General features: G+C 70.9%; 18 protein-coding genes. 7 read left to right on the top strand and 11 right to left on the bottom strand.

Annotation, left to right across the window (positions count from 1 at the left end; all coding sequences use genetic code 11):
* The first annotated feature begins 64 nt into the window (after positions 1 to 64).
* The 5 genes from ACFYM2_RS29825 (at position 65) to ACFYM2_RS29805 (ending at position 4,386) form a co-directional block, all read left to right on the top strand.
* Positions 65 to 523: a winged helix-turn-helix transcriptional regulator gene (locus ACFYM2_RS29825; protein WP_388840561.1), complete on the top strand. Its 459-nt coding sequence runs from the start codon at positions 65 to 67 to the stop codon at positions 521 to 523.
* Positions 524 to 613: 90 nt separating this feature from the next.
* Positions 614 to 1,462 carry an alpha/beta hydrolase gene (locus ACFYM2_RS29820; protein WP_359002136.1) on the top strand — a complete coding sequence of 283 codons (849 nt, stop codon included), beginning with the start codon at positions 614 to 616 and terminating at the stop codon, positions 1,460 to 1,462.
* A gap of 16 nt (positions 1,463 to 1,478) precedes the next feature.
* The gene (locus tag ACFYM2_RS29815; protein WP_388461509.1) at positions 1,479 to 1,877 is read left to right on the top strand and encodes a nuclear transport factor 2 family protein; all 399 of its coding nucleotides are present in this window, start codon (positions 1,479 to 1,481) and stop codon (positions 1,875 to 1,877) included.
* A 116-nt stretch (positions 1,878 to 1,993) separates the two neighbouring features.
* Positions 1,994 to 3,712, top strand: a complete 1,719-nt coding sequence (locus tag ACFYM2_RS29810) for an ATP-binding protein (RefSeq protein WP_388840558.1) — start codon at positions 1,994 to 1,996, stop codon at positions 3,710 to 3,712.
* A complete protein-coding gene (locus ACFYM2_RS29805) occupies positions 3,709 to 4,386 on the top strand; it encodes a response regulator (protein WP_359002142.1) in 678 nt (225 codons plus the stop codon). The genes ACFYM2_RS29810 and ACFYM2_RS29805 overlap by 4 nt, the downstream gene beginning before the upstream one ends.
* A gap of 54 nt (positions 4,387 to 4,440) precedes the next feature.
* On the opposite strand, the gene ACFYM2_RS29800 is transcribed toward ACFYM2_RS29805, so the two are convergent.
* From ACFYM2_RS29800 to ACFYM2_RS29790, 3 genes are all read right to left on the bottom strand, one after another.
* The gene (locus tag ACFYM2_RS29800) at positions 4,441 to 5,433 is read right to left on the bottom strand and encodes an ABC transporter substrate-binding protein (RefSeq protein ID WP_359002145.1); all 993 of its coding nucleotides are present in this window, start codon (positions 5,431 to 5,433) and stop codon (positions 4,441 to 4,443) included.
* A 237-nt stretch (positions 5,434 to 5,670) separates the two neighbouring features.
* Positions 5,671 to 6,576, bottom strand: coding sequence for an ABC transporter permease (locus ACFYM2_RS29795; RefSeq protein ID WP_388840555.1), 906 nt, complete (start codon positions 6,574 to 6,576; stop codon positions 5,671 to 5,673).
* 358 nt (positions 6,577 to 6,934) lie between these two features.
* Entirely contained in the window at positions 6,935 to 7,750 is an 816-nt protein-coding gene (locus ACFYM2_RS29790; protein WP_359002149.1) for an ABC transporter ATP-binding protein, read from the bottom strand.
* Positions 7,751 to 7,918: 168 nt separating this feature from the next.
* Between ACFYM2_RS29790 and ACFYM2_RS29785 the strand changes: the two genes are divergently transcribed.
* A complete protein-coding gene (locus ACFYM2_RS29785) occupies positions 7,919 to 8,602 on the top strand; it encodes a response regulator (RefSeq protein ID WP_359002151.1) in 684 nt (227 codons plus the stop codon).
* A gap of 12 nt (positions 8,603 to 8,614) precedes the next feature.
* Here ACFYM2_RS29785 and ACFYM2_RS29780 read toward each other — a convergent pair whose 3' ends face one another.
* From ACFYM2_RS29780 to ACFYM2_RS29765, 4 genes are all read right to left on the bottom strand, one after another.
* The gene (locus ACFYM2_RS29780) at positions 8,615 to 10,213 is read right to left on the bottom strand and encodes a cation acetate symporter (RefSeq protein WP_388840552.1); all 1,599 of its coding nucleotides are present in this window, start codon (positions 10,211 to 10,213) and stop codon (positions 8,615 to 8,617) included.
* The gene (locus tag ACFYM2_RS29775; RefSeq protein WP_388840549.1) at positions 10,210 to 10,770 is read right to left on the bottom strand and encodes a DUF485 domain-containing protein; all 561 of its coding nucleotides are present in this window, start codon (positions 10,768 to 10,770) and stop codon (positions 10,210 to 10,212) included. The genes ACFYM2_RS29780 and ACFYM2_RS29775 overlap by 4 nt, the downstream gene beginning before the upstream one ends.
* A 116-nt stretch (positions 10,771 to 10,886) precedes the next feature.
* Complete coding sequence (locus tag ACFYM2_RS29770; RefSeq protein ID WP_388840546.1) at positions 10,887 to 11,417, bottom strand: DUF1453 domain-containing protein; 531 nt, start codon at positions 11,415 to 11,417, stop codon at positions 10,887 to 10,889.
* Positions 11,418 to 11,620: 203 nt separating this feature from the next.
* Positions 11,621 to 13,738 (bottom strand): DNA topoisomerase IV subunit B, encoded by a 2,118-nt coding sequence (locus ACFYM2_RS29765; protein WP_359002159.1) that lies wholly within the window; start codon positions 13,736 to 13,738, stop codon positions 11,621 to 11,623.
* Positions 13,739 to 14,175: 437 nt separating this feature from the next.
* Here ACFYM2_RS29765 and ACFYM2_RS29760 point away from each other — a divergent pair, with 437 nt between their 5' ends.
* The gene (locus tag ACFYM2_RS29760; protein WP_100575885.1) at positions 14,176 to 14,406 is read left to right on the top strand and encodes a hypothetical protein; all 231 of its coding nucleotides are present in this window, start codon (positions 14,176 to 14,178) and stop codon (positions 14,404 to 14,406) included.
* A 94-nt stretch (positions 14,407 to 14,500) separates the two neighbouring features.
* Here ACFYM2_RS29760 and ACFYM2_RS29755 read toward each other — a convergent pair whose 3' ends face one another.
* The 4 genes from ACFYM2_RS29755 to ACFYM2_RS29740 form a co-directional block, all read right to left on the bottom strand.
* Complete coding sequence (locus ACFYM2_RS29755; protein ID WP_359002161.1) at positions 14,501 to 15,319, bottom strand: serine protease; 819 nt, start codon at positions 15,317 to 15,319, stop codon at positions 14,501 to 14,503.
* A gap of 132 nt (positions 15,320 to 15,451) precedes the next feature.
* On the bottom strand, positions 15,452 to 17,005 hold the full coding sequence (locus ACFYM2_RS29750; protein ID WP_359002163.1) for an RNA polymerase sigma factor: 1,554 nt from the start codon (positions 17,003 to 17,005) through the stop codon (positions 15,452 to 15,454).
* Between the two features lie 319 nt (positions 17,006 to 17,324).
* Positions 17,325 to 18,209 carry a FadR/GntR family transcriptional regulator gene (locus ACFYM2_RS29745; protein WP_359002165.1) on the bottom strand — a complete coding sequence of 295 codons (885 nt, stop codon included), beginning with the start codon at positions 18,207 to 18,209 and terminating at the stop codon, positions 17,325 to 17,327.
* Positions 18,210 to 18,369: 160 nt separating this feature from the next.
* Positions 18,370 to 20,094 (bottom strand): ATP-binding cassette domain-containing protein, encoded by a 1,725-nt coding sequence (locus tag ACFYM2_RS29740; protein ID WP_388840543.1) that lies wholly within the window; start codon positions 20,092 to 20,094, stop codon positions 18,370 to 18,372.
* Between the last annotated feature and the right edge of the window lie 133 nt (positions 20,095 to 20,227).

Raw genomic sequence — 20,227 nt, 5'->3', positions numbered from 1 at the left:
CCTGCGTGCCCTTCAGTACCGACCAGACCACTCACCGCCGGGCCGGCGGGGGCGGGAGAAGCCCATGTCCGACCAAAAGAGTCACCTCACCTTCCAGCACGGCCAGGAGTTCCTGTCCGCCATCTCCGAGCGCTGGAACTACCAGATCCTGCGGGAGGTGTTCTTCGGCGTCGGCCGGTTCGGCGAGCTCAAACGCGCCCTCGGCATCTCGGCGAACATCCTCACCGCGCGGCTGGCCGGCCTGACCGAGCTGGGCCTGCTGACCAAGCACGCCTACCGCCCGGACAAGCCGTGGTACGAGTACCGGCTCACCGACAGCGCCCGCGAACTGGTCGTGCCGGCCATCGTGACCATCACGCGCTGGGCCGAGGCCCACGCGACGGACGGCGACCTCACGCGCCACCCCCTGGTGCACACCGCGTGCGGCAGGCCGACCGAGCCCTATCTCGCCTGTAGCAGCTGTCACCAGCCGGTCGAAGCCTCGTCCCTGCACCCGGCACACCCGGAGGAAGGGCCGCACTGACGCACCCCGAGCAAGTGGTAGCGGTTTGATACTAGTAGCGCTACGCTACCAAGTGTCGCCCTCCTCGACGACCACGGAGAGGAACCGCACATGACCTCCGCCTGGCTCCACGACGTCACCGAGCAGCTGATCCCCACGGCCCTGGGAGACATCAACGTCCGCGTCGGCGGCCGCCCCGACGGCCCCGCCATGGTGTGCTGGCCCAGCCTGATGATGGACGGCACGATGTGGCAGTACCAGTACGAGCACTTCGCCCCCACCCACCGTCTCGTCCTCATTGACAGCCCAGGCCACGGCAAGTCCGACGCCCTGCGCAGGATCATCGACCTGAGGGAGTGCTCCGACGCCCTCGTGGAGATCCTTGACGCGCTCGGCATCGAACGCTGCGTCCTGGTCGGCAACAGCTGGGGCGGCATGCTGGCGGGGGTCTTCCCCGCGTACCACCCGCGCCGCACCATCGCGGCGATCGGCATCAACTGCACCGCGTCCCTGCCCTCCACCTTCGAGAGCGTCTGGGCCACCGGGCTCTGTGCCCTCCTCTCGCTGCGCGCGAGCATGCCGCCGCTGGCCGCGAAGGCAGCGCGCGCCGCCTTCGCCGGCCCCACGGCAGAGGCCACGAACCCTGAATTCCTCGACTTCATCACGTTCGTCCTGCGCGACGACCCCAAGTCCGTCGCCTGGGCGCTGCGGAGCATCCTGATCGGCCGCAAGGACGAGCACCGCCGTCTGAGCACCATCCGGGACACGCCCGTCCTGATCATCGCGGGCGAGGAGGACAGCCAGTTCCCCGTGCACGTGGTGCGGCGCATGGCCGACGCCATCGAAGGCAGCACCTTCCGTGTGCTGCCCCATACCGCCCATCTCGCGGCCCGCGAGAACCCGGCGGCCGTCAACGCCGAGATCCATGCCTTCCTCGCCGCGCTGCCCGCCGCGGCCTGACCAGGAGTGCGCCCTCATGCCGGACACCGCCCACGCCACAGCCGTCCCCGAGTGGATCCTCGCGTTCATGGACGCCATCGACACACTGGACTTCGACGAGGGGTTCGCGCCTCTCACCGAGGACACCGACATGTACTTCGGCACCGCCCACATCCATGGCGTCGAGGCCATCAAGGCGTTCTTCGTCAAGATCGACGCACCGCTGCGCATCAGCCACGAGGTCCTGGAGTACTGGACCACGGACAACGGCGTCCAATTGCTGCGGGGCGAGGCCGTCATGGCCAAGAAGAGCCACCCGGAGCACGTGGTGCGCGCGCCGTTCACGCACATCTTCGAGCTGGAGCGACAGGAGCCGCCACGCGTGCGGACCCTGCGCGTCACGGCGGGCCCGCTGCGCACGGACAGCGTCATGTGATCCGGAGACCGCCGCACGGCTGAGCCCCCGGCGCCGCGCCGCGCCGTCCAGGGAGACCGCACTGTGATCCCGGAGGCATTCCGGGAAGCGGCCCGGGCCGTCTAACGTGCCTACCCATGACCGCCCACCCGACCAGGCCCGCGCCCCGCAGGCGGCGTCTTGGCTGGCCACGGCGGGTCTTCTCCCAGGTGCTCCTCATGCAGCTGGCCATCGCGGCCGGTGTGGCCGTGCTGGCCACCGGGCTCTTCCTCGCCCCGCTCGGCGCCCAGCTCGACGACCAGGCCATGCGGCGTGCCCTCGCCATCGCCGCCACGACCGCCGCCCAGCCCCGGCTCGCCGACGACCTGCGCTCCACCCCGCCCTCCGCCGGCGGCCCGGTGCAGGCCGAGGCGGAACGCGTGCGGCGCGCGACGGGCGCCGAGTACGTGGTGGTCATGGACACGCGGGGGGTGCGCTGGTCGCACACCGACCCCCGTGAGATCGGCCGGGTGGTCTCCACCGACCCGAAGGACGCGCTGGCCGGCCACGACGTCATGGAGATCGACAGCGGCACCCTGGGCCGCTCGGCCCGCGGCAAGGTCCCGCTGCGCGACGCCCGCGGCACGATCGTGGGCGCCGTGTCGGTGGGCATCGAGTACGACAGCGTACGGGCCCGGCTCCTGCACGCGATCCCGGGACTGCTCGCGTATGCGGGCGGCGCGCTCGCGGTGGGCGCGCTCGCCGCCTACCTCATCGCGAGGCGCATCCACCGGCAGACCCGTGACCTGGCCTTCTCCGACATCTCCATGCTGCTCGCCGAACGCGAGGCGATGCTGCACTCCATCCGTGAGGGCGTGGTCGCACTCGACCGGGGCGGGCGCATCAGACTCCTCAACGACGAGGCGCAGCGTTTGCTCGGCGTCGGACCCGAAGTGGCCGGGCAGGCCCTGGACGACGCGCTGGGCGCGGGACGTACGACGGAGGTCCTGGCGGGCCGGGTCGAGGGCACCGACCTGTTGACCGTGCGCGGCCACCGCGTCCTGGTCGCCAACCGGATGCCGACGCAGGACGGCGGGGCCGTGGCGACCCTGCGCGACCGTACCGAGCTGGAACGCCTGGGCCGCGAGCTGGACTCGACGCGCGGCCTGATCGACGCCTTGCGCGCCCAGGACCACGAGCACGCCAACCGGTTGCACACCCTGCTGGGCCTGCTCGAACTTGAGCTGTACGAGGAGGCCGCCGACTTCGTCACCGAGGTCGTCGGGGTGCACCGGGCCACCGCCGAGCAGGTCACGGAGAAGGTCAAGGATCCGCTGCTCGCCGCCGTCCTGGTCGGCAAGGCGACGGTCGCAGCCGAGCGCGCGGTGGCCCTGGGGCTGTCGCCCGCGACCCTGCTGCCGGACCGGCTCGTCGATCCCCGCGGCCTGGTCACCGTCATCGGCAACCTCGTCGACAACGCGCTCGACGCGACGGCCGGGGTGCCCGGCGCCGCGGTGGAGGTGGAGCTGCGCGCGGAGGGGCGCACGGTGGTCGTACGGGTCCGTGACAACGGTCCCGGCATCCCCGCCGAGCTGCGGGAACTGGTCTTCACCGAGGGCTGGACGACCAAGGAGGCGCCCGCGCACGGCAAGCGGGGGCTCGGGCTCGCGCTGGTGGGCAGGTTCGCGGAGCGCATGGGCGGCGGCGCGCGCGTCGCCGACGGTCCGGACGGCGGGGCGGAGTTCACCGTCGTACTGCCCGACGCGCTGGGCGAGACGCCGCACACGAGCACGGATGCCGGCTCCGTCACGAGCACGGATGCGGGCTCCGTCACGAGCACGGACGGGCGGCGAAGGCCCGTAGAGGAGGCGCGGTGATCGACGTACTGGTCGTGGACGACGATCCCCGGGTCGCCGACATCAATGCCGCCTACACCGCGAAAGTTCCCGGCTTCCGGGTGGTGGCACTCGCGCATTCGGCCGCCCAGGCGCTGGCCCGGGTCGTGGCGCGGCCGGTGGATCTGGTGCTGCTCGATCACTATCTGCCGGACGAGAACGGGCTCGCCTTCGTGCGGGAGCTGCGGGCGCTGGGCCACCACACCGACGTGATCATGGTGACGGCGGCCCGCGATGTGGCCACCGTGCAGGCCGCGATGCGTCAGGGCGCGTTGCAGTATCTGGTCAAGCCCTTCAACTTCGCCGGTCTGCGCGCCAAGTTGGAGGCGTACGCCGTGCTGCGCCGGACCCTGGACGGCGGCGGCGAGGCCGAGCAGGCGGAGGTGGACCGGATCTTCGGGGCGCTGTCCGTCCCGGCCGAGCCCGACCTTCCCAAGGGCCACTCCCCCACCACCGCCGATCTGCTGCGCCGGGTGCTCAAGGCGGCCGAGGGCCCGCTCGCGACCCAGGAGATCGCGGAGCGGGCGGGGGTGAGCCGTCAGACCGCTCAGCGCTATCTGAAGCTCCTTGAGCGGGCCGGCCGGGTGCGGCTCGGTCTGCGTTACGGCGAGACGGGCCGCCCCGAGCACCGTTACGCGTGGGTGGCCTCGCGGTAGCCGGGGCGGGCGGCGGACGGCGGGTGCGTCCCCCGATGGAGCGGCGCGGGCGCGTCAGCCCTGCGGGACCTTCTTCACGAACTCCGTCGTGTAGGTCCCGGACAGATCGACCTTGGCCGACTTGAGGTTGGGATTGAACGCCTTGAGTACGCGCTCGACCGTCTCGGGACCGTTCTCGGGCATGACGCCGTCCTTGGTGAACATCGGCAGCGTGGACTCGATCGCCTGCGCGTAGAGCGCCTTGCCGCCCTGCGCGTAATCCGCCGGCATCTTGGCCGCGATCTCCCGCGCACTGTGCGCGGACATCCAACGCAACGTCTTCACCAGGGCGTTGACCAGCTTCTGCACCGTCTGCCGGTGGCCGTTCACCCACTGCGTGTTCATGTACAGACTGGAGGACGGATAGGGGCCGCCGAGCGCCTGCCGCGAGCCCTCGGGCGTGCGCATGTCGATCAGGACCTTGCCGAGCTTCTGGTCGAGGAGGGCGGCGACCGTCGGGTCGGTGGTCATGCCGCCGTCGATGGAACCCTGCTTCAACGCGGCGATGAAGGTCTGCCCCGCCCCGACCGCGACGGGGGTGAAGTCGCTGGTCTTCACCCCGTCGCGGACCGCGAGGTACTTGGTGAGGAAGTCCGTCGACGACCCGAGCCCGGTGACCCCGAGCTTCTTGCCCTTGAAGTCCTTGGGCGACCCGATGCCCGCCGCGGCCCGCGTGGAGACGACCTCCACCTCGCCCGGCGCGTGCGAGAACTGCACCACCGACTCCACCTTCTTGCCCTTCACCTGAAGGTCGAGGGTGTGGTCGTAGAAGCCGACGGCGCCCTGGACGTCACCGGAGATGAGCGCGGTCTCGGCCTGCACCCCGGCCGGTTCGGTCAGCAACCGCACGTCCAGGCCCTCGGCCTGGAAGTAGCCGAGCCGCTGGGTCAGCATCGCGGGCAGATAGATGACCTTGTCGAGGCCGCCGACCATGATCTTGACGGTGGCCTGCCCGGACGCGCTCCTGGTGTCCGACGCCGCGTGGCCGCCGCAGGCGGAGAGCGTCATCAGGAGAGCGACGCAGAGGCCGCCGGCGAGGCGGGCGCGGGGTGCGCTGCGCGCGGCCGGGCGCGCTGAACGAGCCAGTGTGGTTGGGGAGTTGAGGCCGCCTGGTGCGGCGTCGGAGTTGCTGCCGTGCATGATCATCACGTCCCTGTGATCACGGGTGGGGTACGGAGGGGGTACGCGGCGCGCGTCGGCGTTCCGCGTACGGAGCGGGGGCGCCCCGGGGGCGGCCCGGTCTCGTCAGCGGTCGGTGGCGGACTCGGCCGGGCGCCAGCGGAACAGCCGCCGTTCGGCGAAGGTGAGCAAAGCCTCGGTCACCAGCGCGACTACCGCGAGAATGGCCATCGCCGCGTACACACCGGCGGCGTTGAAGGTTCCCTGCGAGGCGGCCACCAGGAGCCCGAGGCCCTTGGTCGCGCCGATGTACTCGCCGACGATCGCCCCGATCAGCGCGAAGCCGAAGCTGACGTGGAGGCTGGTGAAGATCCAGGAGGTGGCGGAGGGGATGACCACCTGAAGGGTCACGCGCCGCTTGCTCGCGCCCAGGACGCGGGCGTGGTCCACGAGGTTCCGGTCGACCTCGCGGGCGCCCTGGAAGGCGTTGAAGAAGACCGGGAAGAAGACGAGCACGACGGCGGAGGCGACCTTGGAGGCAGGGCCGAGCCCGAACCAGATCAGGAAGACGGGCGCGAGCACGATGCGCGGGATGGCGTTGAGCACCTTGATGTAGGGGCCGAGCACGTCGGCGAGGAAGCGGATCCGGCCAAGGGCGATGCCGAGCACCACACCCGCGACCACCCCGACGGCCCAGCCGAGCAGCGCCTCGTAGAGCGTGTACCAGATCTGCTCCCAGAGCGAACCCTGCGCGGTGCCGTGCTCGGCCCACTCCCGTATCTGGCGCCAAATGGCCGAGGGCATCGAGAAGTTGAAGGCGTCGATGACCTCGGCGCGGGCCAGCACTTCCCAGGCCCCGAAGACCACGACCAGCAGCAGGAGGCGGCTACCGAGAACCAGGAGGCGTCGGTTGCGAGCAGCCCGGGCACGCGTCGCACCCTTGGCACCGGACGGGGCGGGGACGGCGGGCGCCGCCGGCGAGGCACCGTGCGTGTCCGGCGCCGTCGACGAGGCACCGTGTGCGTCAGGCACCGTCGGCGACGCACCGTGCGTGTCCGGCGCCGTGGACGAGGCGCCGTGTGCGTCAGGCAGCATCGGCGACGCGCCCTGTGCGTTAGGGGGCACCTGCGACGCGCCGTGTGCGTCAGGCACCGTCGACGAGGCACCGTGCGTGTCCGGCGCCGTCGGCGAGGCACCGTGTGCGTCAGGCGGCACCGTCGACGAGGCATCGTGTGCGTCAGGCACCGTCGACGAGGCACCGCGAGTGTCCGGCGGCGTCGGCAACGCGCCCTGTGCATCCGGCGGCATCGGCGCGGCGCCGTACGTGTCCGGCGCCGTCGACGAGGCACCGTGTGCGTCAGGCGGCACCTGCGAAGACGCACCCTGTGCGTCAGGCCGCATCGGTGGCGCTCCGCTCCCTGGTGATGCGGACCTCTTCGCCCAGGCACTGCCAGATCTCCCGGTAGATCTCAAGGAAGCGCGGTTCGAGGCGCACCTCCTCGACCTTGCGCGGGCGGGGCAGGCCGATGTCGAAGATTCGTTTCACGGTGGCGGGGCCCGCCGTCATCACGACGACCCGGTCGGCCAGGGCGATGGACTCCTCCAGGTCGTGGGTGACGAACACGACCGAGGCCCCGCTGCCCGTCCAGAGTTCGAGGAGTTCGTCCGACATCAGGGCTCTGGTCTGCACGTCGAGGGCCGAGAACGGCTCGTCCATCAGCAGGATGCGCGGGTCGTTCACGAAGGTGGCGGCGAGCGCGACGCGCTTGCGCTGGCCGCCGGAGAGCTGGTGCGGATAGCGGTCCTCGAAGGCGCTCAGGCCGACCCGGGCGAGCCAGGCGCGGGCCATCTCCTTGGCCTCGGCCTTCGCCACGCCGCGAAAGCGCGGGCCCGCCATGACGTTGGACAGCACCGTGCGCCAAGGGAAGACGGCGTCCTGCTGGAAGACGAAGCCGACCTTGTCACCGATGCCGCGGACCGGCTCCCCGGCCACGAAGACCTCACCATCGGTGGGCTCCTCCAGGCCGCTGACCAGGGTCAGCGTGGTCGATTTGCCGCAGCCGGTGGGGCCGACGACGGCCACGAACTCGCCCTGGCGCACGGTGAGATCGAGATCCCGTACGGCGATGTGCGCGGCGCCCGACGGCGTACGGAACGCCTTGCCCGCGCCCCTCAGCTCGATGGCGGGGCTGGTTACTGTGTTCATGGAGCGGGACCGTAGGCGCGGGCCGCCTCGGGCGTCAGCCTTGTGCGCGCTGGACGTACTTCTGCGCGCAGACCCCTGTTGTGCTCGTTTTGCGCGCGATACAACTGCGGAGTTCAGCGCGACATCGGCGCGCGGCACTGCTGTCGCGGCCTCGGGGAGGGATGCGTCGTGATCGATGTCCTGGTCGTGGACGACGATTTCCGGGTCGCTGAGATCAACGCGGCGTACGTCGGGAAGGTTCCCGGCTTCCGGGTGGCGGCGCGGGCGCACAGCGCCGCGCAGGCGCTGGCCGCCCTGGAGCGCCACCGGATCGATCTGGTCCTGCTCGACCACTTCCTGCCCGACGAGACCGGGCTCAGCCTGGTGCGCCGGATGCGCCAGCGGGGCCACCACACCGACGTGATCATGGTGACGTCGGCGAGCGATGTGGCGACCGTCCAGGCCGCGATGCGCCATGGCGCCCTGCACTATCTGGTGAAGCCGTTCACCTTCGCGGGGCTGCGGGCCAAGCTCGACGCGTACGCGACGCTGCGGCGCACGGTGGACCGGGCGGCGGACGCCTCGGGCGCGGGGCCGGTGGCGCAGGACCAGGAGCAGGTCGACCGGATCTTCGCCGCGCTGCGCACCGGGCTGCCGAGCCGCCACTCGGTGCCGACAGCGGAACTGATCCGCGATGTCCTGCACGACGCCGACCACCCGCTGTCCGCCCACGAGGTCGCCGGACGCACCGGCCTGAGCCGGTCCACGGCCCAGCGCTATCTGCGTCTGCTCGAACAGTCCGGGCGCCTGCGCCTGACCTTGCGCTACGGCGAGACGGGACGCCCGGAACACCGCTACGCGTGGGCGGTGTGAGTCGGCGGGGTCCTACACCGCTCCCGCGCCGGTCAGGGCCCGTACCTCCGCCTCCGCGTGCTTGAGCTCGTCCGCCACCTCGTGCGAGGTCACCGTGCCCAGCCAGCCCGCGAGGAACCCGAGGGGGATGGAGAGCAGGCCGGGGTTTTGCAGCGGGAAGAACTGGAAGTCCACGCCGGGGAAGAGGGATTCGGGGCTGCCCGAGACCACGGGCGAGACGAGCACCAGGATCAGCGCGGGAACCAAGCCCCCGTACACCGACCACACAGCGCCCCGCGTCGTGAAGTTCCGCCAGAACAGCGAGTACAGGAGCACCGGCAGGTTCGCCGACGCGGCCACCGCGAAGGCGAGGCCGACCAGGAACGCCACGTTGAGGTCACGGGCGAGCAGGCCGAGCGCGATGGCCACCGCCCCGATCCCCACCGCCGCGACCCGCGCGACCGCGACCTCGCTGCGCTGCTTGGCGTGCCCGCGCTTGAGGGAGGCGTACAGATCGTGGGCGACGGAGGCGGAGGACGCGAGGGTGATGCCCGCGACCACGGCGAGAATCGTGGCGAAGGCGACGGCGGCGACCACGGCGAACAGGACCGTGCCGCCGGTGGAGCCGGCTCCGCCGCCCAAGTGGTAGGCGAGCAGCGCGACGGCGGTGTTGCCCGCCGGGTTGGACGCCTTGACCTCGGCGGTGCCGACCAGCGCGGCCGCGCCGAAGCCGAGCACGATCGTCATCAGGTAGAAGCCGCCGATGAGGCCGATGGACCAGATGACCGAGCGGCGGGCGGCCCGGGCGGTGGGCACGGTGTAGAAGCGCGAGAGGATGTGCGGCAGTCCGGCCGTGCCGAGGACCAGGGCGAGACCGAGGCTGATGAAGTCGAGCCGCGCCGTCCAGTCGCCGCCGTATTTGAGGCCGGGTGCCAGGAACTCCTTTCCGTGGCCGCTGTGTTCGGCCGCCGAGTTCAGCAGCAGGTTGATGTCGCCGTGGAAGCGCAGCAGCACGAGCACGGTGAGGGTGATCGTGCCGGCCATCAGCAGGACGGCCTTCACGATCTGGATCCAGGTGGTGGCCCGCATGCCGCCGAGCGACACATAGACCACCATCAGGGCGCCCACCCCGATCACCGTCCAGTTCCGCGCGGCGCCGCTCGTGCCGCCGAGCAGCAGGGCGACCAGGCTGCCCGCGCCGACCATCTGCGCCACCAGATAGAGAACGGACACGGTGACCGAGGAAGTTCCCGCCGCGATCCGCACCGGCCGCTCGCTCATCCGGGCGGCGACGACGTCGGCCAGCGTGAACTTCCCGCAGTTGCGGACGAGTTCGGCGACCAGGAGCAGCACCACGAGCCACGCGACGAGGAAGCCCACGGAGTAGAGCATGCCGTCGTAGCCGAACAGGGCGATCAGGCCGGAGATGCCGAGGAAGGAGGCGGCCGACATGTAGTCGCCCGCGATGGCAAAACCATTTTCCATGGGGGAGAAGAGCCGGCCGCCCGTGTAGAACTCCTCGGCCGAGCCGTGCCGGTTGCGGCTCACCCAGGTGGTGATGGCGAGCGTCACCGCCACGAACGCGCTGAACAGGAGCAGCGCCAGAGTCTGCTGGTCCCCGCCGGCGATCACTTGTCGGCCCCCCGTGTCGTTCCCTGTCCTTCGTCCCGCCGGGCCGTGGTGGCATCTACCCAGGGGCCGCTGTGCCGGTGGTGGCGGCGGTTCTGCTGGTTCTGTTCGAACACGACCCAGCGCAGCTCCAGCGCGGCGTGGTCCCTGCGCAGCCGGGCGTGGCGGGCGTAGGCCCAGGTCAGCAGGAAGGCGGTGAGGAACTGGGCCAGTCCCGCGACCATCGCCACGTTCACCGCGCCGGCCACCGGGCGTGCCATGAGGTCCGGGGCGCCGACCGCGGTGATCACATAGGCGAGATACCAGGCGAAGAAGGCGAGGGCGGCCGGGACGACGAACCGGCGGTAGCGGCGGCGCACCTCCCCAAAGGCCGCACTGCGGTGCACTTCGAGGTAGATCTCGGCCGCGCCGGCACGTTCGTCCTCGCCCGCCCGCTGCTGGGCGGGCACGGTCGCGGCCACCGCGTCGCCCTCCAGCTCGCCCCACCCGGAGGCGATGGTGTCGTACCAAGGGTCGTCGATCCGCGCCGCCGCGGAGTCACGCCCTTCCTGCTTCTCCACCGAACAACTCTCCTTGCTCACGGCCCCGTTGGGCCAGTGCCCAAGGATGAGCAGAGGCGGCCCGCCCGGCGCTCGCCAGGAGGGCCCCTTCACCCCATTGGGTGATGGAAATGGCGTCAGTCGAGTGAGCCGCGCCGGGACGGCCGGGCGGAGCCGGCGCAGGCCGCAGCGGCCGCCGCACCGTAGGACGCCGGGGCCGGCTGGGTCCGCCACATCAGGAGGCCGCCGCGCACCAGGAGGGAGGCGGCGAGGGCGAGCAGGATGGCACCCGTGCCCAGGTGGATCCCGGCCAGGGCGCCGAGCCCGGCGAGCCCGACGCGCACGAGGATGCCGAGCACCCAGATCCCGGCGGTGGCCCCGGTGCCGCGGGACCACACCGTGCCGTCCGCCTCGGTCCAGGTCTTCGACGTCAGGACCCAGCCGACGCCCATGAGCACCCCGATCAGGACCTCCGCGCCCAGCAGCACGAGCGAGCCCGAGCGGTGGTGCTGGTCCACCAGGCCGCCGTTCCTCACCGAGAAGAACAGCAGCAGCGCGGGGAGGAGCCACCAGCGCCGGGAGCCGCCCACCTGCTGGGGCTTGAACTGGCGTACCAGGATCAGCGCGACCGCGGCGAGGGCCAGCAATACGTTCATGAGCGCGGACATCGAAGCCTCCAGGCGACGGGAACGGAACGGTCCGTACGCTTAAGGACGCTACGGAAACCGCCTGCTCAGAGGCATCGGCGCAGAGGTGGACCGCGGGTGGACGTCCCGTCTGCACCCAGGGGTGGAGAGACGCGGACGCCGGTCCGCGCGAGCGCGCGGACCGGCGTTCGCCGGGCGGGACCGGGGCCGGGGTCCGGCCAGGATCACGCGTCGATGCGTGAGCGGTCCAGGGTGGCGGCCGAGCTGGTGATGAACTCCTTGCGCGGCGCCACCTCGTTGCCCATCAGCAGATCGAAGACCTGCTCGGAGGCCTCCAGGTCGCCGATGTTGATCCTGCGCAGGGTCCGAAAACGCGGGTCCATGGTCGTCTCGGCCAGCTGGTCGGCGTCCATCTCGCCGAGGCCCTTGTAGCGCTGGATGGTGTCCTTGTAGCGGATGTTCTTGCGCTGGAACTCCAGCAGGGTGCTGCGCAGTTCGTTGTCCGAGTACGTGTAGACGTACTTGTCCTGGCCCTTCTTGGGCTGGACCAGCTCGATGCGGTGCAGCGGCGGCACCGCGGCGAAGACCCGGCCCGCCTCGACCATCGGGCGCATGTAGCGCTGGAAGAGGGTCAGCAGCAGGATGCGGATGTGCGCGCCGTCCACGTCGGCGTCGACGAGCAGCACGATCTTGCCGTACCGCGCGGCGTCGATGTCGAAGGTGCGGCCCGAGCCGGCCCCTATGACCTGGATGATCGCGCCGCACTCCGCGTTCTTCAGCATGTCGGAGACCGACGCCTTCTGAACGTTGAGGATCTTGCCCCGGATCGGCAGCAGGGCTTGGAACTCGGAGTTGCGGGCGAGCTTGGCGGTGCCGAGCGCCGAGTCGCCCTCGACGATGAACAGCTCGCTGCGCTCGACGTCGTCGCTGCGGCAGTCCGCCAGCTTGGCCGGCAGCGAGGAGGATTCCAGCGCGGTCTTGCGGCGCTGCGCCTCCTTGTGCTGACGGGCCGCGATGCGGGTCCGGGCGGCCGCGACGATCTTGTCGAGGACGGCCCTCGCCTGCGCCTTGGCGTCCCGCTTGGTGGAGGTCAAGAACTCCTTGAGCTCCTTGGCGACCACATTGGCGACGATCCGGTTGGCCGCCGATGTGCCAAGGACCTCCTTGGTCTGGCCCTCGAACTGCGGCTCGGCCAGCCGGACGGTGACGACCGCCGTGAGCCCTTCCAGGGCGTCGTCCTTGACGACGTCGTCCTCGGCGACCCGGAGCATCTTCGTGGCGCGCAGGACCTCGTTGACGGTCTTGGTGACCGAGCGCTCGAAGCCGGTGACGTGGGTGCCGCCCTTGGGGGTGGCGATGATGTTCACGAACGACTTCAGGTTGGTGTCGTAGCCGGTGCCCCAGCGCAGCGCGATGTCCACGCCGAGCTCACGGGTGACCTCGGTGGGCGTCATGTGGCCCCGGTCGTCCAGGACCGGGACCGTCTCCTTGAAGGTGCCCGAGCCGGTCAGGCGCAGGACGTCATTGACGGCCTTGTCCTCGGCCAGGTACTCGCAGAACTCGCTGATGCCGCCGTCGAAGCGGAACGTCTCCTCGGTCTTGCCCTCGCCGTCCAGGCCCCGCTCGTCGCGGACCACGATGGTCAGGCCGGGCACCAGGAACGCCGTCTGGCGGGCCCGCTGGTAGAGCGTGTCCAGGGAGAGCTTGGCGTCCTTGAGGAAGATCTGGCGGTCGGCCCAGTAGCGGATGCGGGTGCCGGTGCGGCCCTTGGGCACGCGCTTGCCCTTGCGCAGTCCGCTGCCGGGGTCGAAGGGCGCGTCGGGGCCCTGCTCGGTGAAGATGCCGGGCACGCCGCGGCGGAAGCTGATCGCGTGCGTGGTGCTCCGGTCCACCTCGACGTCGAGGCGGGCCGAGAGCGCGTTCACCACGGAGGCGCCCACGCCGTGCAGGCCGCCGGAGGCGGCGTAGGAGCCACCGCCGAACTTGCCGCCGGCGTGCAGCTTGGTCATGACGACCTCGACGCCCGAGAGGCCGGTCTTGGGCTCGACGTCGACGGGGATGCCCCGGCCGTTGTCGCGCACCTCGACGGAGGCGTCGTCGTGGAGGATCACTTCGATGTGGTCGCAGTGGCCGCCCAGGGCCTCATCGACGGAGTTGTCGATGATTTCCCAGAGGCAGTGCATCAGGCCGCGGCTGTCCGTGGACCCGATGTACATGCCGGGCCGCTTGCGGACGGCTTCGAGGCCTTCGAGTACGAGCAGATGCCGAGCGGTGTAGTTGGAGCCGTCGCGGTCTGCCCCGCTCAGCAGCGCAGTGGACGGAACGGACGTCTCGGCGGTCACGCAGTTCGCTCCTCGCTGAATTTCAATGGACGCCCCGGTGGGTAAGGGGCCGGCGTCGGTCGCCGGTCAGAGGGTACCGAGGCCTGGTAGAGCCGTTGTAACGCCACCCTCGCGAAACCTCATGCTAGTCCAGCGTCGCAAACATGTTCGATCCCTCGTGGGGGTGATGCGGATATCACGTTCCCAATCAGGGCATGAACCATTTAGGCTCCGGGCACGTCCTCATGAACAACCGGCAACCCCGCCGGGAGGACCAGACAAGACAAGCAACGCGAAACCCGTAAAGCTCCGCAATACGGCTCATTCGCCGCCAACCGGCAGCAGACAGCCACCTTGACCCAAGAAGTTTTCGAGGAAAAGCCACGAGCGGGAACGTTTTCGGCCTGGTTGGATGTTGACCCTGGTACGACAGCTCGTCGAGCTAGAGAAGAGGCGACGTGACTACTGTTCTGACCCCCGCGAGCCCCCTGACGGCCGCCGACCGTTGCGACCGCTGCGGCGCACAGGCCTACCTTCGCGTAGTCCTCACCAGCGGCGGCGAGCTGCTCTTCTGCGCTCATCACGGACGTAAGTTCGAGCCGGAACTGAAGAAGATCGCCGCTGACATACAGGACGAGACGGACCGCCTCACGGCGGTGCCCGAGTCCACTGGGGACGAGGATCGCTGAGACCTCGGCACCACGACGAGCCAGGGCCGGTCCAAGGCCGGCGACGGGCGGCACTCCCCGTGCAGGGGGAGTGCCGCCCGTTCTCATGTCCGCGTCAGGAAGCCGTGCCCGACGGCAGGGAGACGGCCGACACCCGGGTGTACACACCGGGGAACTCGGCCTTCGCGCAGCCGTTGCCCCAGGAGACCAGGCCGATGAGCTTGCCCCCGGCCACCAACGGCCCCCCGCTGTCGCCCTGACAGGCGTCGTGGCCGCCCTTGGGATCGCCCGCGCACAGCATGGTGGCCGGCTCGTAGGACCCTTCGGAGTTCGGCGGGTAGGCGCGCGCACAGGCGTCGTCGGGCAGCACCGACACGATTCCCGCGTGCAGGGTGGTCGGATAGCGGCCCGCACCCGTCGTGTCGCCCCAGCCGTAGACCGTGGCCCGGGTGTCGGGCTGATAGCCCGGGTCGCCCGCCGGAGCCAGCGGGATCACCGAGGAGGCCGGCAGCGGCTTGGACAGGGTGAGCGTGGCCCAGTCGCCCGCGTTGGTCGCCGTGTTGTACCCCGGATTCACCCAGGTGGCGCTCACCGGGATCTCCTGGCCGTCGGCGGTCTTCAGGTCCGTGCGGTCCGCGATCACCTTGAGGTCGTGGACCTGGCTCACGGCCATGCCCAGCACGTCGTTGCGCAGGCAGTGGGCGGCCGTCAGGACCGTGGTGGGGGCGACCACCACTCCCCCGCAGAACTGGCCCGCGCGCGTACGTCCGAACCGGTCACGGCTGGAGAGGGCCACCACCCAGGGGCTGTCCGAGATCTGGACCTTTTTTCCCCCGATGACGATCTCGTCGGCAGCCGCGGGCGGTGGCGCGCCCAGGGCGGTGACCGCGAGGGCGGCCGCCCCCATCACGGCTCGGGCGGTGGAGCGGCGCATAGGGTCTCCTGACTCTCGGTGACGCGGGCACACCCAGCGTCATTCAACGAGCGGCACACCGCACCTGCGGGTACGCGCGAGGGCCCGGTCTCCCGCCGGGGAGACCGGGCCCTCGTTCGTAACGACCGCGACCTAGTCGAGGTAGTCGCGCAGCACCTGCGAACGCGACGGGTGGCGCAGCTTCGACATGGTCTTGGACTCGATCTGGCGGATCCGCTCACGCGTCACGCCGTAGACCTTGCCGATCTCGTCCAGCGTCTTGGGCTGGCCGTCGGTGAGACCGAAGCGCATGGAGACCACGCCCGCCTCACGCTCGGAGAGGGTGTCGAGCACCGAGTGCAGCTGCTCCTGGAGGAGCGTGAAGCTGACCGCGTCGGCCGGCACGACCGCCTCGGAGTCCTCGATGAGGTCACCGAACTCGCTGTCGCCGTCCTCACCCAGGGGGGTGTGCAGCGAGATCGGCTCACGACCGTACTTCTGGACCTCGATGACCTTCTCGGGGGTCATGTCGAGCTCCTTGGCCAGCTCCTCAGGGGTGGGCTCGCGGCCCAGGTCCTGGAGCATCTGGCGCTGGACGCGCGCGAGCTTGTTGATGACCTCGACCATGTGCACCGGGATACGGATGGTGCGGGCCTGGTCGGCCATGGCCCGGGTGATCGCCTGACGGATCCACCAGGTGGCGTACGTGGAGAACTTGTAGCCCTTGGTGTAGTCGAACTTCTCGACCGCGCGGATCAGACCGAGGTTGCCCTCCTGGATCAGGTCCAGGAAGAGCATGCCGCGGCCGGTGTAGCGCTTGGCCAGGGAGACCACCAGACGGAGGTTGGCCTCCAGGAGGTGGTTCTTGGCGCGGCGCCCGTCCTCGGCGATGATCTCCAGCTCGCGCTTGAGCTTCGGCGCGAGCTTGTCGGCGTTCGCCAGCTTGTCCTCGGCGAACAGGCCCGCCTCGATGCGCTTGGCGAGCTCGACCTCCTGCTCGGCGTTGAGCAGCGGGACCTTGCCGATCTGCTTCAGGTAGTCCTTGACCGGGTCGGCGGTGGCTCCGGCGACGGCGACCTGCTGGGCGGGAGCGTCGTCCTCGTCCTCGTCGGACAGGACGAAGCCCTTGCTCTCGCCCTCGGGCTCCTCGTCGTCGCCCTTGCCGGGCGCGGCGTCCTCAAGGAGCTCGTCGCCCTCGACGGCCTCCTCGTCGTCACCCTTCTTGGCGGCCGTCTTCTTCGCCGCGGTCTTCTTGGCCACCGTCTTCTTGGCGGCGGTCTTCTTCACGGCCGCCTTCTTGGCGACGGCCTTCTTGGGGGCGTCCTCGGCCTCGTCGGCCGGCACGTCCACGGTCTCGGACGGGGCCGCGGAGGCGGCGACGGTCCTGGTGGTGGTCACGGTCGTCTTGGCCGCGACCGTCTTGGTGGCGGTGCGCTTCGCCGGGCTCTTCGCTGCGACGCTCTTGCGTGTGCGCTTCGGTGATTCCGCGGCACTGACCATCAGCGTCACACCCTCTTCCTCGAGGATCTGGTTGAGGCTGCGCAGAACATTCTTCCACTGGGTCGGCGGAATCTGGTCGGCTTCGAAGGCCCGACGCACGTCATCGCCGGCGATCTGTCCATCAGCCTTTCCCCGCTCGATGAGCGCCATCACAGACTCGGACTCGGCGATCTCCGGCGGGAGCGTACGGGATGTGCTGGCCGACACGAACAACCTCTCGAAACGATGGAAAACGGCTTCCGGCCCCGCCCAGGATCGGGCCGGAGCCGACGACCACCGGCTGGGGATGTGCCGGGGGCGCGGGCTGAACCTCGGAGCTGCACAGCGCCACGCTTGGCCGCTGTATTCCTTCCTCGGCTGTTACCTCTTAAGTCATCGCATGGTTCCGAGGAGTGTTACGGGCAATCTTCGTGGCCCGAGTCACACCCCAAAGGGGACCAAGGGCCCACAAGGGGCAGATACCCCGTTTCGAGCCCGCCGGACCCTCCCCGGGATCCGGCGGCACAGCGTGTCGGGCGGGCTCAGGTCAGTGCTCGCGGGGGGCGGGGACGACCCGCTCCACCTCGGGGTGCACCGTGAGCAGTTGACGCACGGCTGCCTCCGCCGCCATCGCGTCGCCGCCGGCCAGGGCGTCCACGATCCGGCCGTGGTGCGCGAGCGAGCCGTCCGTGGGGCGGTCACAGCCGGAGACCGGGGCGCCGGAGACCTGGAGGGCGGCCGAGACGATGCCGGAAAGGTGCTCCAGCATCCGGTTGCCCGCGAGCTGGATCAGGAGGGAGTGGAATTCGGCGTCGGCCCGCGAGAAGGTGAGCGCGTCACCCTGAGCGAGGGCGTGGCCCATGATCTCCACCATGTCGCCCAGGCGCTGCTGGATGTCCTCGCGGCCGTGGCCCGCGGCCAGGCGGGCGGCGAGCGGCTCGATGGTCCAGCGCAGCTCGGCCAGCTCGCGGCGCTGGTCGTCCCGCTGGGGGCCGAAGGCGCGCCACTCGATGATGTCGGGGTCGAGCAGGTTCCAGTCGCTGACCGGGCGGACCCGGGTGCCGACGTTGGGCCGGGCGCTCACCAGCCCCTTGGCCTCAAGGACGCGCAGGGACTCGCGGACGACCGTGCGGGAGACCTCGAAGCGCTGGCCGATCTCCTCGGGAACCAGCGGACGGTCCGCGCCGAGGTCGCCGGAGACGATCATCTGGCCGAGCTGCTGGACGAGTTGACCGTGCAGGCCTCGGCCCCGGCTGCCGGCGGCCCTGCGGCCCACCCGGCCGAGCTCCGCGTCCCCGCCGTCCCAGGACGGGGCTCCCAGCCGGTCCGAGGGGCGCGCCTCGCCGTAGGGGTAGCGGTCGAGTTCGCCCGGGGCGGAGAGGCCGGCTTCGGCGGTGCGGGCGGTCATCATGGTGTGCGCAAGGGTGCTCATGCACCCTTTGTCGGCGGGACTCCCGTGCCCCTTGAGGTCTTTGGTGAAAAGCACACGAAAGGGTGATCACCGCCACCCCCGCAATTGACGCTTTATCGGAAAGAAGCGGGCATTGGCCCCGGAGTTGCGGACAGATCACCGTTCGCCGGGCGCGAGCCGTTCACCAACGGGCCCTGGCGCGAAGGCCGGTGAGCAGATACGCGCAGATGAGAACGGTGAGCGACAACGTCAGCGCGGCGCCGACCGGTTCGGCGATCAGACGCAGTACGGCGACGAGCCAGTGGTCCAGGGCGTGCGGCCAGCGCACCCGGGCCAGGCCACGCAGCCGGTCGGGAAGTCCGGCGACGGAGCGCACCGTGTGCCCTTCGACTGCCTTGCGCAGCAGCGGTACGACGACGACGGGGACGGCGAGCACCGCGGCCAGGCCCGCCGATGTGGCCCGGAAGATCCCGGCGGCGAGCAGCCCCGCCCAGGCGCAGCCCACCGTGAGTCCGGCCCAACTCGCGGCCAGGGCGGGCCATTCCCGCGCCGGACCCGCGACCGGCCCTCCGTAGACCAGGCGCAGGGCCTGGTGGTCGAGCAGGGCGGCGAGGGCGGCGAGCACGAGGGCCGCGCCGGCGGACACCACGAGCTTGGCCAGGAGCAGTCCGAGCCGGCGCGGCACGGTGCCGCGGTCGGCGGCGAGCGCGGGGTAGCGGTATTCGTCGCCGAAGGCGAGCGCGCCGAACAGGCCCGCGCCGAGCGCGGCGGGAGGCAGCGGGAGCAGACCGGGCCAGGCGGAAAGGAGGCGCGACGGCGGGGCGTGCCCGGCCCGGGCGAGCAGCACCGACAGGACCGCCGACACCGCGAGAACGCCCGCCGCCAGCAGGAAGGTTGTGCGTACGCCCAGGAGCCTGCGCAGCTCGTAGCGCAGAGGGCGCAGCGGGGTACGGGGGGTGGCGGGGGTGATGGGCAGCGGGTGGGAACTTCGGGGCGGGGCGGGGCGTTCCTCGGGTGGGACGTGGACGCTCGGTCCTGCGTCACCGACCTCGTCGGCGAGCCGGTGCAGCAGCACGCCGTTGCGGAAGGCCGTCTCCCCGACCTCCGCGGTGCTGCTGCCGTACACGGACAGGTGGCTGCCGTCCTCGGCGACCACTTCGACGGAGCGCTGCGCGGCGCGTGCCTCGCGGCCGACCAGGGCGGCGAGGCGGGCGGCGTGCGGGGTGGCGACGGCGACGCGCGGCCGAAGCCGGGTGCGGGCGAACTCGGTGACGTCCTGATCGGCGACGAGCCGGCCGCCGTCGATGGTGACCACGCGGTCCGCCACGCGAGCCGCTTCCTTGGGGTCGGCGAAGGTGCACAGGACGGTCCCGCCGTGCTCCGCGTGGCCGCGCAGCAGTCCGTGGAGCCAGGCGTTCTCGCGGGGCGAAAGGCCCTCGGCGGGTTCGTCGAGCAGGAGGGTGTGGGGATCGCCGAGCAGCGCGGCGGCCAGGCCCAGGCGGCGGTCCATGCCGAGCGAGAGGGTGCCGAGGCGCTGGTCGGCGAGGCCGGAGAGTCCGACGACCTCCAGCATCTCCTCGGCCCGCGACACCGGTACGCCCGCGACGGTGCACATCAGCTTCAGCTGGCCCCGCACGGTGCGGGCGGGGTGGCCCGGCACATCGCCGAGGAGGGTGCCCACTTCGCGGGTGGGGTGGGCGAGCGCGTGCAGGGGCCGGCCGCGGAAGTAGGTGACGCCACGGCCGGGTTCGAGTTCGAGCATCAGGCGCAGGGCCGTGGTCCGGCCCGAGCCCGGTGCGCCGAGCAGAGCGGTGAGCTGCCCGGGTCGCGCCTCGAAGGTGAGGTCGTCCACGACGGGCGGGAGGTCGGGGCGGGGGGCGCTGGTGAGTCCGATTGCCTGGAGCATCGCTTCTCTCGCGGTAGGTGAGACCGCTCGGCCAACGGGGCGGATAGAGCAGCAAGATAACCCGGCATTTCAGACTTTTGCGGCAGGCGCGGGTCGTGAGGGCGAGGGGGGTGCGAGGGGGCGGGGCCCGGGT

Source organism: Streptomyces sp. NPDC006711 (assembly GCF_042869775.1).
Taxonomy (GTDB): domain Bacteria; phylum Actinomycetota; class Actinomycetes; order Streptomycetales; family Streptomycetaceae; genus Streptomyces.
The sequence above is the reverse complement of the archived record's forward strand: the minus strand, read 5'-3'. Positions and strand labels throughout refer to the sequence as shown.

Coding starts and splice junctions, on each gene's coding strand:
- ACFYM2_RS29825 (WP_388840561.1), top strand. CDS start 65: ATGTCCGACCAAAAGAGTCACCTCACCTTCCAGCACGGCCAGGAGTTC.
- ACFYM2_RS29820 (WP_359002136.1), top strand. CDS start 614: ATGACCTCCGCCTGGCTCCACGACGTCACCGAGCAGCTGATCCCCACG.
- ACFYM2_RS29815 (WP_388461509.1), top strand. CDS start 1,479: ATGCCGGACACCGCCCACGCCACAGCCGTCCCCGAGTGGATCCTCGCG.
- ACFYM2_RS29810 (WP_388840558.1), top strand. CDS start 1,994: ATGACCGCCCACCCGACCAGGCCCGCGCCCCGCAGGCGGCGTCTTGGC.
- ACFYM2_RS29800 (WP_359002145.1), bottom strand. CDS start 5,433: ATGACGCTCTCCGCCTGCGGCGGCCACGCGGCGTCGGACACCAGGAGC.
- ACFYM2_RS29790 (WP_359002149.1), bottom strand. CDS start 7,750: ATGAACACAGTAACCAGCCCCGCCATCGAGCTGAGGGGCGCGGGCAAG.
- ACFYM2_RS29770 (WP_388840546.1), bottom strand. CDS start 11,417: ATGTCCGCGCTCATGAACGTATTGCTGGCCCTCGCCGCGGTCGCGCTG.
- ACFYM2_RS29755 (WP_359002161.1), bottom strand. CDS start 15,319: ATGCGCCGCTCCACCGCCCGAGCCGTGATGGGGGCGGCCGCCCTCGCG.
- ACFYM2_RS29745 (WP_359002165.1), bottom strand. CDS start 18,209: ATGAGCACCCTTGCGCACACCATGATGACCGCCCGCACCGCCGAAGCC.
- ACFYM2_RS29740 (WP_388840543.1), bottom strand. CDS start 20,094: ATGCTCCAGGCAATCGGACTCACCAGCGCCCCCCGCCCCGACCTCCCG.